Origin of the sequence: Sodalinema gerasimenkoae IPPAS B-353 (assembly GCF_009846485.1) — a bacterium.
GTDB lineage: Bacteria > Cyanobacteriota > Cyanobacteriia > Cyanobacteriales > Geitlerinemataceae > Sodalinema > Sodalinema gerasimenkoae.
The window spans coordinates 1,313,064-1,327,692 of the sequence record NZ_ML776472.1 but is presented as its reverse complement, the minus strand read 5'-3'; the positions used below and the strand labels follow the sequence as shown (position 1 = coordinate 1,327,692).

The 14,629-nt window shown below is 52.3% G+C and carries 10 protein-coding genes; 6 read left to right on the top strand and 4 right to left on the bottom strand.

What is annotated here, in order from left to right; translation table 11 throughout:
- The first annotated feature begins 28 nt into the window (after positions 1 to 28).
- The 3 genes from L855_RS05925 (at position 29) to L855_RS05915 (ending at position 5,403) form a co-directional block, all read left to right on the top strand.
- Complete coding sequence (locus L855_RS05925; RefSeq protein ID WP_159785404.1) at positions 29 to 2,272, top strand: ATP-binding protein; 2,244 nt, start codon at positions 29 to 31, stop codon at positions 2,270 to 2,272.
- Positions 2,273 to 2,302: 30 nt separating this feature from the next.
- Entirely contained in the window at positions 2,303 to 2,734 is a 432-nt protein-coding gene (locus tag L855_RS05920) for a response regulator (RefSeq protein ID WP_159785401.1), read from the top strand.
- A 314-nt stretch (positions 2,735 to 3,048) separates the two neighbouring features.
- Positions 3,049 to 5,403 (top strand): EAL domain-containing protein, encoded by a 2,355-nt coding sequence (locus L855_RS05915; protein ID WP_159785398.1) that lies wholly within the window; start codon positions 3,049 to 3,051, stop codon positions 5,401 to 5,403.
- A gap of 7 nt (positions 5,404 to 5,410) precedes the next feature.
- Here the strand turns inward: L855_RS05915 and clpX are convergent, their stop codons facing one another.
- From clpX to tig, 3 genes are all read right to left on the bottom strand, one after another.
- A complete protein-coding gene (gene clpX, locus L855_RS05910) occupies positions 5,411 to 6,739 on the bottom strand; it encodes an ATP-dependent protease ATP-binding subunit ClpX (RefSeq protein WP_159785395.1) in 1,329 nt (442 codons plus the stop codon).
- Between the two features lie 168 nt (positions 6,740 to 6,907).
- A complete protein-coding gene (gene clpP, locus L855_RS05905) occupies positions 6,908 to 7,582 on the bottom strand; it encodes an ATP-dependent Clp endopeptidase proteolytic subunit ClpP (protein WP_159785392.1) in 675 nt (224 codons plus the stop codon).
- A gap of 43 nt (positions 7,583 to 7,625) precedes the next feature.
- Entirely contained in the window at positions 7,626 to 9,014 is a 1,389-nt protein-coding gene (gene tig / locus L855_RS05900) for a trigger factor (RefSeq protein ID WP_159785389.1), read from the bottom strand.
- 611 nt (positions 9,015 to 9,625) lie between these two features.
- On the opposite strand from tig, the gene L855_RS05895 reads away from it, so the two are divergent.
- The 3 genes from L855_RS05895 to L855_RS05885 all read left to right on the top strand — a co-directional run bounded on the left by L855_RS05895 (position 9,626) and on the right by L855_RS05885 (position 13,831).
- Complete coding sequence (locus L855_RS05895) at positions 9,626 to 10,681, top strand: aspartate-semialdehyde dehydrogenase (protein ID WP_159785386.1); 1,056 nt, start codon at positions 9,626 to 9,628, stop codon at positions 10,679 to 10,681.
- 10 nt (positions 10,682 to 10,691) lie between these two features.
- Positions 10,692 to 11,582 carry a 4-hydroxy-tetrahydrodipicolinate synthase gene (gene dapA, locus L855_RS05890; RefSeq protein ID WP_159790987.1) on the top strand — a complete coding sequence of 297 codons (891 nt, stop codon included), beginning with the start codon at positions 10,692 to 10,694 and terminating at the stop codon, positions 11,580 to 11,582.
- 251 nt (positions 11,583 to 11,833) lie between these two features.
- Positions 11,834 to 13,831, top strand: a complete 1,998-nt coding sequence (locus tag L855_RS05885) for a ribonuclease J (RefSeq protein ID WP_246198742.1) — start codon at positions 11,834 to 11,836, stop codon at positions 13,829 to 13,831.
- Between the two features lie 377 nt (positions 13,832 to 14,208).
- Here L855_RS05885 and rplL read toward each other — a convergent pair whose 3' ends face one another.
- The gene (gene rplL, locus L855_RS05880) at positions 14,209 to 14,613 is read right to left on the bottom strand and encodes a 50S ribosomal protein L7/L12 (RefSeq protein WP_159785380.1); all 405 of its coding nucleotides are present in this window, start codon (positions 14,611 to 14,613) and stop codon (positions 14,209 to 14,211) included.
- Between the last annotated feature and the right edge of the window lie 16 nt (positions 14,614 to 14,629).

Genomic DNA, 14,629 nt, shown 5'->3' with positions numbered 1-14,629 from the left:
TCTTACCTGAGAACCTGCCACCAAATTAATGAGAGATAGCGAAGCTCCGATCCAGTATTACGACAAGATTCAACCCCATGGCATGGTTGTGGTCTTGTCGGAGGGGGCTGATGGCGATCGCCGTATCCTGCAAGTGAGTGCCAACAGTGAGGCGTTTCTAGGTCTCACTCCCGACGCCTTGCTCGGAAAGTCCCTTACGGAGATCCTGGATGTCCAACATTGTCAGACTCTGAATGCAGCCCTCTGGGATCTCGATCCGACCATTCCACCGCGCTTGAGTCTAACCCTTGCGGGGAACCATCAGCCAGAAACCTTTCAGGCACGGGTCCATGAAAATTCTGATGGCTTACTCATTTTAGAATTGGAACCCCAGCGCCAGGAAGCAACGGTTTCCCTGACGGCCTTCTACCAAACCGTCCGCTCCCATATCCGTCACTTACAGACCACTGATAATATCCAGCATCTGTGTCAAACGGCGGTTGAGAGTATTTACGAGTTTACCGGCTTTGATCGGGTCATGGCCTATGAGTTTAATCCTCAGGGTCATGGATGCGTCGTGGCGGAAGCCAAACGAGAGAACCTTCCGGCGTATTTAGGTCTTCATTATCCCGATGCCGATACGCGTTCGTGTCGTCATTTGTTTAGCTGCAACTACAGCCGCCTGATTCCCGATGCGCAAGCGGCGGATATTCCCCTGATTCCGGCTTGTAACCCTCAGACGGGTCAGCCCCTCGATTTAACCTATTGTGAATTACGGGGCGTGGTTTCGTGTCACCAAACCTATTTAGAAAATATGGGGGTGCGCTCGACTCTAGTGATGTCCCTGTTCCGACAACAGCAGCTTTGGGGGCTGATTTCCTGTCATCACCTCACGCCTAAATATCTACGGGAATCCCAACGGGAGGCTTGCACCCTGTTGGTTCAGTCAATGTCCTTGGAACTCTCGGTGAAGAGTCAGCGGACAGAATATGCCGATCGCGTGGCCTGTCAGCGTAAGTTGTCCTCGTTGCTTGAGGCGATGTCTGAAACGCAAGACTGGGTCACCGGGGCGTTAGAGAATGAGGAGTTGTTTCTGGGGATGGTGGCGGCGTCAGGGGCTGTAATTTACCGGAATGGGGTCTGTGATAGCGTCGGCAAAACTCCGTCCCCATTACAGATTTTGCGGCTGATCCCCAAGATTGAAGCCCAGATAGATGATCAAGTCTTTACCTGCGATCGCCTTGAGGAGATTGATGAAACGGCCTCTTGTTATCGTGAGGTGGGCAGTGGGATGCTGGCGATCGCCATCTCGCCGGTGCTACGACATTATATTCTCTGGTTTCGCCCGGAATATCGCCAAACGGTGCGCTGGGCCGGAGATCCTAACCATGTGATTGAGAAAACCCTAGACCACGATGGCACCATTCGCTTATCCCCCCGAGGCTCCTTTGCAGAATGGTGTGAGCAGATTCAAGGCCAATCCCTCCCTTGGCAAGAGTGGGAGACAGAGGCGGCCCTGTCGTTGCGGGATGCCATTTTGAAGGTGGTCATTCGTCAGGCGGATGCGTTGGCGAAGTTAACTCAGGAGTTGGAACGCTCCAATGCTGAGTTAGAGAAGTTTGCCTATGTGGCCTCCCATGATTTGCAAGAACCTCTGAATCTGGTCTCAAGTTACGTACAACTGCTGCAAATGCGGTATGGCGATCGCCTTGATCAAGATGCTCATGAGTTTATTGGCTTTGCGGTAGAGGGAGTCACCCACATGCAGCGTCTGATTGATGATCTCTTGGCCTATTCTCGGGTAGGATCTCGGGGCGAGCCATTTCGTCCGGTCTCTGTCAATGAGGTCTTAGAACGAGTTCAGGTGAATTTACAGAGTCGTATTGAGGAAACTCATGCCATTATTGAATCAGACGACTTGCCCGATGTGATGGCAGATGAGATTCAGTTAATGCAGGTGTTTCAGAACTTGATTGGTAATGCCCTCAAGTTTCATGCGGACAGCCCAGTGACGATTCGCATTTGTGTTGAGCGGGATCATCGGATGTGGCGTTTTTGCGTTAAGGATAATGGCATTGGCCTAGAACCCCAGTTTGCAGAACGCATTTTCTCGATTTTCCAACGGTTACACACCCGCGATGAATATCCGGGCACCGGCATTGGTTTGGCAATTTGTAAACGAATTGTGGAACGTCATGGTGGCAAAATTTGGGTGGAATCCTCGTTGGGGGACGGCTCCAGCTTTTATTTTACCGTCCCAGTCTGTCAACTCGGGCCGGTTGAAGATGTCTGAGGAGAGTCAATCCCATTGGATGTATTTTGGATGAAACGTCGAAAAATTTTGCTGGTTGAGGACAATCTAGCTCATGTGCGCTTGATTCAGGAAGCGTTCAAGGAGAGCCGGTTATCCCATGACATGGTTGCAGTCCGAGATGGGGTTGAAGCGATGGATTATCTCCATCAACAGCCTCCCTATGAGGATGCCAACCTGCCCGATGTAATTCTCCTAGATCTGAATTTACCGCGCAAGGATGGCCGGGAGGTCTTGGCGGAGTTAAAAAGCGATCCCCATTTGTCTCGGATTCCGGTTTTAGTATTGACGACCTCGAATAATGAAAAGGATATTCAGGAAAGTTATCGACTCCATGCCAACTGTTATATCCAGAAATCGCAAAATCTTCAGCAGTTGTTAGCGATCGTACAGACCATTCAGACGTTTTGGTTAGAGGTTGTCACCCTACCTCTCGATGCTTGATGACTCAGTCCCGATGGAGTCTAGGTTGTATCAATCGATTGAATGATACCCCTAGGGTGCAGTCCTATCGGCAACCAAATCCGCAACACCCTAGTGGGGATCGTTAAAATAATCTTAGGAAATCAAGGAATCGACCTGGAATGAGATCTCACCCCCAGCCCTCCCATGGTATATGGATTTCAATGACCTTTGCCTAAGTTGTGATTGTTTCCTAATAAATACTAAGTTTTGTATATATATTGGACAAAAAGGATGGGATCAGGGAGGAAAAATTGCATAATGTGGACAAGACTTTAAAATAGTTTACTTTTAAGATGTCCGTTAACTCAGTCAACATCCTACTGGTTGAGGACAATCCCGCTGAAGCTAGGCTACTGCAAGAGCTACTCAAACAAGCCTCCCATACTCGTTTTACGTGGACTTGTCAGTCTCGGCTACAGGCGGCGATCGCCATTCTAAAGGAGCAGACCTTTGATGTGATTCTGCTCGATCTGACTCTTCCCGATAGTCAAGGGCTAGAGTCTCTCAGTGCGATCGCCCGGATTCGTCCTCAAGTACCCATCGTTGTGTTAACCAACACCGATGACGATGATCTTGCTCTCGAAGCCATGCGCTGCGGGGCCCAAGATTATCTATTCAAACGCCAAGCCAACACCGAACTGTTAGCTCGTTCGGTGCGCTATGCCATTGAACGCAAGCAGGCGTCGGAGGCGGTTCGCCAAGCGAAGGAAGAACTCGAACAGCGGGTTCAAGAACGCACGGCGGAACTGGCCTTAACCAACCAGCACTTACAACGGGAAATTGGCGATCGCCAGCGCATCCAGCAAGCTCTGGTTCGGGAAAAGGAACTGGCTCAAGTGACCCTCCAATCTATTGGCGACGCGGTGATTGCCACGGATGCCCTAGGACGGATTCAATCCCTCAATCCGGTGGCTGAAACCTTAACCGGCTGGCAATCTTGTGCCGCTCAGGGCCATTCCCTCGATACGGTCTTACGGCTGTGGGACGAAGCCACTCATACCCCAGTCCAGGATTTACTAGAACAGGTGTTAAGAGAGGGGATTGCCTTAGATCCCTCAGAACGTCGTCTGGTGGGAGCGAACGAGACTCAAGAATTTTTTGTAGAACTCTCCGCCGCGCCCATTCGTCTTGATGACGGGAAATTGGTCGGGGGGGTATTAGTGTGTCGTGATGTGACTCCGGCCCGCAGTTTGGCTCAACAGTTATCCTGGCAGGCGCGCCATGACGCCTTAACAGGACTTCCCAACCGTCGGGAGTTTGAACATCGCTTAGAGGCGGCGATCGCCCATTCTCGCAGCAACCAGACCACCCATGTGCTGTGTTACTTAGATTTAGATCGCTTCAAACTCGTCAACGATACCTGTGGCCACATGGCCGGGGATGAACTGCTGCGGCATATGAGCGCCCTCCTGCAACGTCATACCCCGAAATCGGATCTCCTGGCCCGTCTCGGGGGGGATGAGTTTGCCCTGCTGTTGCATCACTGTGATCTCGATGATGCCCAAAAACATGTCCAGGAGTTGATTGAGCGTATTGGGGCCTTCCGCTTTATTTGGGAGGACAGCACCTTTACCGTGGGAGTCAGTGCCGGACTGGTGGAAATTAACGCCGAAACCGATAGTTGGGCCCATGTTCTGAGTGCAGCGGATACCGCCATGTATGCGGCCAAAGATGCCGGGCGCAACCGCTTCCAGATTTATCAAAGCGATGATCTCGACATTGCCCAACGCCATGGAGATATGCAATGGGTGTCGCGGATTGTTAAGGCCTTAGAAGAGGATCGCTTCTGTCTGTATGCCCAGCAGATTATGCCAGCTGATCCTCAACGGCGATCGCGCGATCGCTATGAAATTCTACTGCGCCTCGAAGACGAAGAGGGCAACATCGTCACCCCAGGGGCCTTTATGCCCGCAGCGGAACGCTATGACCTAATGCCCGCCATTGATCGCTGGGTTGTTCGGCAACTATTCTCGCAACTGCGGGATCTTCCGGAACAACGGAACCAGCCCAAACCCCTGTATATGGTCAATCTTTCCGGGGCCAGCTTTAATGATGAACGCTTCCTAACCTTCCTGCGCGAACAATTTTGGCTGCACCACATTGCCCCCTCGATGATTTGCTTCGAGATCACCGAGACAGTGGCCATCTCCAACATCAACCAAGCGGTTCAGTTTATCTACCAACTCAAGCAACTCGGCTGTTGCTTTGCCCTCGATGATTTTGGCAGTGGGATGTCCTCCCTGAACTACCTGAAAAATCTACCGGTTGACTATCTCAAGATTGATGGTCACTTTATTCGCAATGTTGAGAATGATGCCATTGACGCAGCAACCATCGAGGCCATTAACCATATGGGCCATGTGATGGGCTTGCAAACCATCGCTGAATTTGTGGAAAATCCAGCCATTCTACAAAAAGTTCAACATCTAGGGGTTGACTTTGTCCAAGGTTATGGCATTGCCAAACCCAAACCCCTAACTCTCCCAAAGTCCGTTCCCTCCCGCAAGCGATCGCGAAAACGCAACAGTCGTCCGGCGATCGCCCCCCGGTCTCTTAAGTCCGTCGAGGCAGCACCGCTGCCCAAACTGACGACCTCAGGCTGCTACCTCAGACCTATCAAGGACTCGGTTGCGCCAACAGAGGGGTAAACCCCCGTTAAGCAGACTCTGGTTTGGGGAGAGATGACGGGTGCATCACAACCTCACTGGTTGAACGTTTCTCCACCATTTCCCGAGTAATCACACAACGAGAGACATCCTTGCGAGAGGGTAACTCGTACATCACTTCCAGCATCAATTCTTCGACAATGCTACGAAGGGCCCGCGCCCCGGTCTTACGACGATAGGCCTCCTGGGCGATGGCCCGCAATGCTTCAGGACGAAACTCCAACTTGACATTATCCATGTCCATCAGCTTCTGATACTGCTTGATCAGAGCATTGCGGGGCTGCGTGAGAATCTGGACGAGGGTCTCCTCATCCAAGGGTTCTAACACCGCCTCGATGGGAATCCGACCAATAAACTCAGGAATCAGCCCAAACTTGACGAGATCCCCCGGTTCGAGGTTACTGAGAACATCCACCGTACGTTTGTCCCGAGGTTTACTGTCTCCAGGCTGGACAAAGCCAATACTCTTCTTGCCCATACGCTGTTCTACCAGCTTATCGAGACCCACAAAGGCACCGCCACAGATAAAGAGAATATTGCGGGTATCAATTTGAATACAGTCTTGGTAGGGATGCTTACGACCTCCCTGAGGCGGTACGTTCGCGATGGTTCCCTCCAGCATTTTCAGAAGTGCCTGTTGCACCCCTTCTCCAGAGACATCCCGTGTAATCGAAGGGTTCTCACTCTTACGAGCCACCTTGTCGAGTTCATCAATGTAGATAATGCCCCGTTGAGCCTCTTCCACATCGAGATCCGCCACTTGCAGCAAGCGGAGCAAGATATTTTCCACATCTTCCCCCACATACCCCGCTTCGGTGAGGGTCGTGGCATCGGCAACGGCAAAGGGAACCTCTAGGATATTGGCCAAGGTTTGAGCCAAGAGGGTTTTACCACTACCCGTCGGACCAATCAGCAGGATGTTAGATTTTTGTAGTTCTACATCATCCCCTTCCGCTTTGTTTTGATTGGCGCTGAGGCGTTTGTAATGGTTATAGACAGCGACCGACAAGACTTTCTTGGCCGCCTCTTGTCCGATGACATGATCATCGAGATAGTGTTTAATCTCAATGGGTTTAGGAATCTGTCCTAAAGAAAGCTTCGTCGAACGCGGGCGACGACGTTCAGTAGATTCAGCTCGTTGTGCGCTCGGGGGGGATGCGGTACCCGAATCGTACAACTCTTCATCGAGGATTTCGTTGCACAAGTCTACGCATTCGTCGCAAATATACACGCCGGGACCGGCAATGAGCTTGCGCACTTGCTCCTGAGACTTGCCGCAGAAGGAGCATTTTAGGTGAGAGTCGTACTTATTCGGCATAACCTTTCTCGTGCGGAAATTCAGCCAGGATGGATGAGGAACAATTCAAGGACAATGGCACAGAAGCCATGATCCGGACACCAGTCTGAGGACTTCCCAGCCGATGCTTAGGCGATGCTTAACCGGCGTTGGAGAGTGTGACCCCAACACACCCTCCAACCCAAACGCTCAGGTCGATGCGGCTAGGGCAACGGGTGGTTGAGCGATAACGGTATCAACTAACCCATACTCCTTAGCTTCTTCTGCGGACATGAAGAAGTCCCGTTCCGTATCGGCTTCAATGCGCTCGATGGGCTTGCCGGTATGTTGAGCGAGCAGGCGGTTGAGGGTACTCTTATGATAAAGAATCTCCTTGGCCTGAATTTCAATATCCACCGCTTGCCCTTGGGCACCGCCGAGGGGTTGGTGGATCATAATCCGGGAGTTGAGCAAGGACATTCGTTTACCTGCGGCCCCCGATGCTAGCAGGAATGCCCCCATACTGGCCGCCAAGCCAAAACAGATGGTCACCACATCAGGGCGAACCTGTTGCATGGTGTCATAGATGGCCATTCCCGCTGTGACAGACCCCCCTGGGGAGTTGATATAGAGTTGGATGTCTTTTTCGGGATCATCGGCATCGAGGTAGAGCAGCTGGGCAACGATAGAGTCAGCTACAGCATCATCGACGGGGGTTCCGAGGAAAATAATCCGTTCTCGCAACAGACGGGAGTAGATATCAAAGGCGCGATCGCCCATCCCGGACTGTTCTACCACCATGGGAATTGTTCCCTGGGCGCTGGAATAGATTTGGGGGTGGGACAGGTTCATCAAGTCGCGTCCGTAGGCTTGGGATCTCAACATAGATTTAGACGTTCAGCTCGCAGTGGGTAAACCGTGAGAAGGGTTAGGAGTCTTGGGATTCATCGGTGTCAGTGTCCCCTGTTTCCTCAGCAGTGTCATCCTCGGTGGATAAACTGCCTTCGGGAACTAACTCGATCTTAGCGCGTTCTCGCAGCCAATCGAGGGCTTTCTGAGAAAGGAGATCTTTTTCGACAAATCCCTGCAAGCGTTCCTCGTCAATATCGCGATCGCTCAGTTGCTCACGAATTTCAGCGGCCCGCTCTTCTTTCTCAGTCTCACTGGGGTCTAGATCCTGGAGTTCGGCAATTTTTTCGAGGGCGAGGTCTTGTTTGAGTTGGGCGATCGCCTCAGGACGAGAGCGTTCTCGCATCTGGGCCATATTCTCTTCATTATAGAGACTGCGGATGTCCATGCCGTACTGCTGCAACTGCATCGCCGTCTGGGTCAGCATGTAATCCACTTCCTGTTTAATGAGGGTTTCGGGAAATTCCACCTCAATACAGGTTTCCACCATCTTCATCAGCGCGGCGTTGATGTTGCTCTTGGTTTTCTGTTCGGCTTCTTCCTTGAAGCGGTTTTCGATGGACTCGCGCAATTCGGCCATCGTGTCAAAGTCACTGATGGTTTGGGCGAAGTCGTCGTCGAGTTCTGGCAGTTCCCGCGCTTTAATGTCTTTGACGGTGACGGTGAAGATGGCCCCTTGTCCGGCGAGTTCTTCGTTGGGATAGTCTTCGGGGAATTTAACCTCGAAGGATTTGGTTTCATCGGTGTTCATCCCGACGATATTTTCAACGAATCCTTCAATGAAGCGTCCTTCGTTGAGTTCAACTTGGGTGTCTTCAGCACTGCCGCCAGGGAAGGGTTCGGGGTCTCCTTCGCCATCTTCGGGAAGGAGTTTTCCTTCATAGTCAACGGTGAGAACATCCCCGAGTTGAGCGGCGCGATCTTCGACGGGAATTAGGTTCGCTTGTTCGATGCGTTGTTCTTCAAAGAAGGCATCGACTTGGGCGGGATCATAGACTACTTCCTCGGCAGTAATCTCCAATCCTTCGTAGTTGCTAACGGTGGCGTCGGGGGGCACGTCAACGGCAATGGAGAAAGTCAGAGGATGACCGGGGGTGAACTGTTGAATCAGCTCCTCGACAGGAGTTTGCAGGGTGTAGTTTCCTAGAACATCGAGGTTTTCTTGGTCAATGGCCTGCTTGAGACTATCTTCGATGCTTTCTTCGAGGGCGGCAGCTTTGATGCGCTCACTGCCGAGACGCTTGACGAGAATCTGTTTGGGAACTTTACCTTTGCGGAATCCCGGAATGTTCGCCGCTTGTGTGAACTTTTGCAACGTGCGATCGTAGGTTTTCTGGGAAATCTCCGAAGGAATTTCGATTTCCAGAGCAATTTGGGATGCGGGAAGCTTTTCCTGGGTTACTTTCATGCCTTGCTTGACTGTTTGATTCTAGTGGTAATGTGAGTAGAGTTTGCTGCCTGTTGATAATGAGATGACCGTCCATCACACGGGCGATCGCCCCAGGTCCGAGAACGACGTTAAAACGCTTCTGCACGATCCGTCTTCCGTGATCGCAACGAACGACTGCGCCCGGATGCTTAGCAACGGTGCGGATCACTGCGGCTGTTACGTTGTCCTTAACAACAAGCGAGGCAATCCAATCTAGTCTAGCCTAATACTGAACCGCTGTTCTGAACATCGATCGCCGATCGCACCCAACCCGGAATCTGCGTTATGCTAGATCCAGAGTCAGGGCTGTCAGGACGGCCGCAACGACTGCCAAGGGACGCCCCGCCCGGGCGGCAGGACAACGCCCCATTGCGCTTAATAGCTAACTCTGCTATCGTGGCTGTCGATGAGACGATCATCTGTTATATTCAAAACCTATTTGCTGATGGACTCACTTTGCAAGCCCCTAATGGGCCAACTGAGTGGCTAAGTTCCAACGCGCCCCTTATACAAACCGTCATACAAACCGTTACGGAATCAATACGGAACCTAGCTAAAACGCTATCTGAAGAGTGAGGAGGATCTGAAACTTGCCCAAGTCTTATCGAGTTGCTATTCTCGGTGCCACTGGCGCAGTGGGTACTGAGTTAATTGAATTGCTAGAGCGCCGCAACTTTCCCTTATCCCAGCTTAAGCTGCTGGCCTCTCCCCGCTCGGCGGGAAAAACGGTTTCTTTTTGCGGTGAGTCTTTGACCGTGGAAGCAGTGGCTGATGGCTGTTTTAAGGACGTTGATTTGGTGTTAGCCTCTGCCGGAGGCTCCACCTCAAAGCAATGGCTGCCCCAAGCCGTGGACGCCGGTGCTGTGGCGATCGACAACTCCAGTGCCTACCGCATGGACCCCCAAGTTCCCCTTGTGGTTCCGGAAGTCAACCCAGAGGCGGCTCTTCAACATCAGGGCATCATCGCCAACCCCAACTGCACCACTATCCTGATGGCGGTTGCCATTTACCCCTTGCATCAGGTGCAGCCCATTCGCCGCATTGTGGTGTCAACCTATCAGTCCGCCAGTGGAGCCGGGGCCCGGGCTATGGAGGAACTAAAAACCCAAGCTCAAGCCATTCTCAACGGCGAAGATCCCACCCCCTCGGTGTTGCCCTATCCCTTGGCCTTTAACCTCTTCCCCCATAATTCTCCCATTTCCGAAGGGGGCTATTGCCAAGAGGAGATGAAAATGGTCAACGAGACTCGTAAGATTTTTAACGAGCCGGAACTGGCCATTACGGCAACTTGCGTACGGGTTCCCGTACTGCGGGCCCATTCAGAGGCGATTAACCTAGAGTTTGACCAGCCCTTCTCTCGGGAGCGGGCCTGTGAGATTTTAAATAGCGCCCCTGGGGTGGTACTACGGGAAAACTGGCAGAGTAACTACTTCCCCATGCCGATGGATGCCTCGGGCCAGGATGACGTGTTGGTGGGCCGCATCCGTCAGGATATCTCTCATCCCTGTGGCTTGGAACTGTGGCTGAGTGGAGACCAAATCCGTAAAGGAGCTGCCCTCAATGCCGTGCAGATTGCCGAGTTACTGAGCCGTAAGGCGGGTGACTCTTCCTCTGCGTCGTTGTCGTCTAGCAGCGTACAGCAGTAAGGAGGGTTACGTGATCGATTTTGGACGAGTTGTCACAGCCATGATTGTGCCATTTCACCCGGATGGCGCCGTCAACTATGAGTTAGTAGAAAAGTTAGCGGTTCACCTGGTGAACCAAGGCACAGATACTCTCCTAGTCTGTGGAACCACGGGAGAGTCCCCCACCCTCACGTGGGATGAAGAATATGAACTCTTCCAGGTCGTTCAAACGGCGGTCCGCAACAGCGGTGCTAAAGTAATGGCAGGAACGGGGTCGAACTCAACCCATGAGGCCATCCAAGCCACCCAAAAAGCTTCTGCCCTGGGCTTAGATGCCTCCTTACAGGTGGTTCCCTATTACAACAAGCCCCCTCAAGCGGGACTCTATGGCCATTTCCGTGCCATTGCCGAGGCCTGTCCTGAGTTTCCCCTGATGCTGTACAACATCCCCGGGCGCACGGGGGTTAACTTGGAGGCGGAAACGGTGGCCCGCTTGGCAGAATTGCCGAATGTGGTGGCCATCAAGGAAGCCAGTGGCAGCCTGGAGCGAGCCAGCGAAATTCGCCGTCTCACGAATCCGGAATTTGCAATCTATTCTGGGGATGATTCCTTAACCTTGCCTCTGTTGTCCGTTGGGGGAAAAGGGGTGGTGAGTGTAGCCAGTCATTTGGTGGGCGATCGCCTGCAAGAGATGATTCAAGCTTTCGAGGCGGGACGGAACGCCGAAGCCGCCGCCATTCATTTAGAGTTGATGCCCTTGTTCAAGGCGCTGTTTTTGACCACCAATCCTATCCCTGTCAAATCTGCACTCGGGCAGTTAGGTTGGCCGGTTGGAGGAATGCGATCGCCCCTGTGCGATGCTCCTGAGTCTGTCGTTCAGTCGATTCAAGCTGTTCTCAAACAACTCAACCTCTTACATTAGCCATTGGCGCCTCCCGTATCCCCGCCAAGTTCCTCCATCAATCGGACGAGTTCCCACCCAGGTGATTGCCATTTAGGGTCTGTATCAATTCCCTCACCTGTGGTTCAATCCCCTCCCGATTACAGATTTTGCCCCAGTTTTATCCTCACACTCAACCGTCTAGGCAACAGCAACCCTTGCCCTAGGCTGAGTTAGATAACCGTTCCATCGATTTACCGTTAACAGCTAGTCATTACACCATGAGTAAACCCATGCCTTCTAAACAAATCCGTTCCCGCAACAGCCAATCGGCTCCGTCTAAAACCCGAGGAGATCAATCCTCTCCCTTAAAAGTCATTCCCTTGGGTGGCTTACATGAAATTGGGAAAAATACCTGTGTCTTTGAATATGAAGACGAAATCGTCCTTGTCGATAGTGGGTTAGCCTTTCCCACCGATGCCATGCACGGGGTCAACATTGTTCTGCCCGATGTTGCCTATCTCAAGGAGAATGCCCATAAAATCAAAGGAATGGTCGTCACTCACGGCCATGAAGACCACATTGGCGGCATTCCCTATCACCTGAAACAGTTTGATATCCCGGTGATTTACGGTCCCCGCCTGGCCCTAGCACTCCTCGGGGGCAAACTCGATGAAGCTGGGATACGCAACAAAACCGAACTGCGCACCGTTCAACCTCGGGATGTCATCACCTTAGGGGAGCATTTTTCCTTTGAGTTTATCCGCAATACCCACTCCATGGCCGATAGCTTCACCCTAGCGGTGACGACCCCCGTCGGTGTCGTAGTCTTTACTGGTGACTTCAAGTTTGACCATACCCCCGTCGATGGTGAGAACTTCGATGTCCAACGGCTAGCCGAATATGGCGAGAAAGGCGTTCTCTGCCTGTTCAGCGACTCCACCAACGCCGAAACTCCGGGACTTTGCCCCTCAGAGCGATCGGTCTATCCCAATCTTGACCGTGTCTTTTCCCAAGCGGAAGGGCGGTTAATGGTCACCACCTTTGCCTCGTCCGTGCATCGGGTCAATATGATTTTGGACTTGGCTCAGAAACATGGGCGTTCTGTCGCCGTGGTGGGGCGATCGATGCTCAACGTCATCTCCCATGCTCGTAACCTCGGCTACGTCAAATGTGATGAGAGTCTGTTTAAATCCATCCAAGAAATCCGCAACCTCGCCGATAAGGATGTCCTGATTCTCACCACGGGCTCCCAGGGAGAACCCATGGCAGCCCTGAGCCGTATCTCTCGTCGTGAGCATCGTCAAATTCAGGTCAAGCCTGGGGATACCATTGTGTTCTCGGCCAATCCCATCCCTGGCAATACGATTTCAGTGGTCAATACCATCGATCGCCTGATGATGCAGGGGGCCAACGTCATTTATGGTCGCCAACAGGGCATTCACGTTTCGGGCCATGGTTGCCAGGAAGACCACAAGTTGATGTTAGCCCTAACCCGGCCCAAGTTCTTCGTTCCTGTCCATGGGGAGCACCGGATGTTAATTAAACATTCGCAAACGGCTCAGATGATGGGAGTACCGGCCGAAAATATGCTGATTATCGATAACGGCCATGTCGTCGAACTCCGTCCTGATAGTATTGCCCTCGGTGGAAATGTCCAAGCAGGTATTGAGCTGGTGGACTCCTCCCACTCTGGAACCGTCCAAGATAAAGTTCTCAAAGAACGTCAGCAGTTGGCAGAAGATGGAGTTGTCACCACTGCGGTGGCTGTGGGTTGGGACGGTAAGTTAGTCTCGCAACCCGAGGTCTATATTCGCGGTGTGGCCACAGGGGTTGAGGATGAATGCTTACAGGCAAAAGTCGTAGAAAGCTTGCAGGCCATCCTCCAAGACCGTTGGGATCATTACAACAATTCTGACAACGGGGCTGTGTCCGTCGATTGGTCAGGTCTGAAATCTCGCCTAGAACGGGAGTTACGTCGCACCATTCGCCGTGAGTTGCGTTGTGATCCCCTGTTAGTCTTCATGTTCCAGCCGCCCGCTGATGCTAATTATCAGCCGGAGACGCAAACCAGCGATAGTTTCGTCACGAGTCATTCCAGCAATGGTAATGGTCGTTCAGGCAGCCGGAAACCGACGAAGTCCACTCCGAAGCCAACTCCCCAAGTTGAGAAAGCGAGCGACACCTCGGCAGAGACGGCCTCAGAAGCGCCTAAAACTACCTTGGATGCGGAAAAACGCAACCGCAACCGCCGTCGTCGCACCCGTCCCACGGCACGGGCCGCCTCCTAGACACCCCTATCTCTACCCCTCGTGTTATGGCTTCGTTTCAGCCATAACACGGGGACTCCGACGGCTCGGCTGCCTGAATGCAGGAGGCAGAGCCGCCAGGGGAGCCTTTCTTGGCAGAGCCAAGGAACGGGAAAAGACGAGAAAGGCGAAAAAAACCAGGTATAGCAATCGCAGATTGCCTGATTGACACTCTGAGTTGTGAGAGAATCCCCTACCTGTTGCCTTCTGCTGCCTATTGCCTGTTGCCTGTTGCCTGTTGCCTTCTTGTCCCCTGTTTTTTGTCCGATTCAGACCAACTTTTGCTATATAAGAAAGCGGGATGTTGTCTAAAACACAACACCCCGCTTTTCAATGAAACGAATCGATGGAATAAGCGATTATTTAACGGAGACTTTTCCGCCCGCTTCTTCGATTTGTTTCTTAGCGTCTTCAGCCGCATCTTTAGCCACCGCTTCTTTGATGGCTTTAGGTGTGCTTTCGACCATTTCTTTGGCTTCTTTCAGGCCAAGTCCGGTCAGACCGCGCACAACTTTGAGGACGGCGATTTTCTTGTCGGCGGGAACTTCTTCGAGAATCACGTCGAATTCAGTTTTCTCTTCTTCTTCCTCAGCCGCAGCCGCAGCGCCACCCATCATGCCAGGGGCCATCATCATCATGCCACCGCCAGCAGACGCGGATGCGTCCACACCGAAGGCTTCTTCGATTTGTTTGACGAGTTCAGAGGCCTCTAACAGAGACAGGGATTTGAGTTGTTCCAGAATTTGATCGGTTTGTTCAGACATGGAATAACACTCCGTT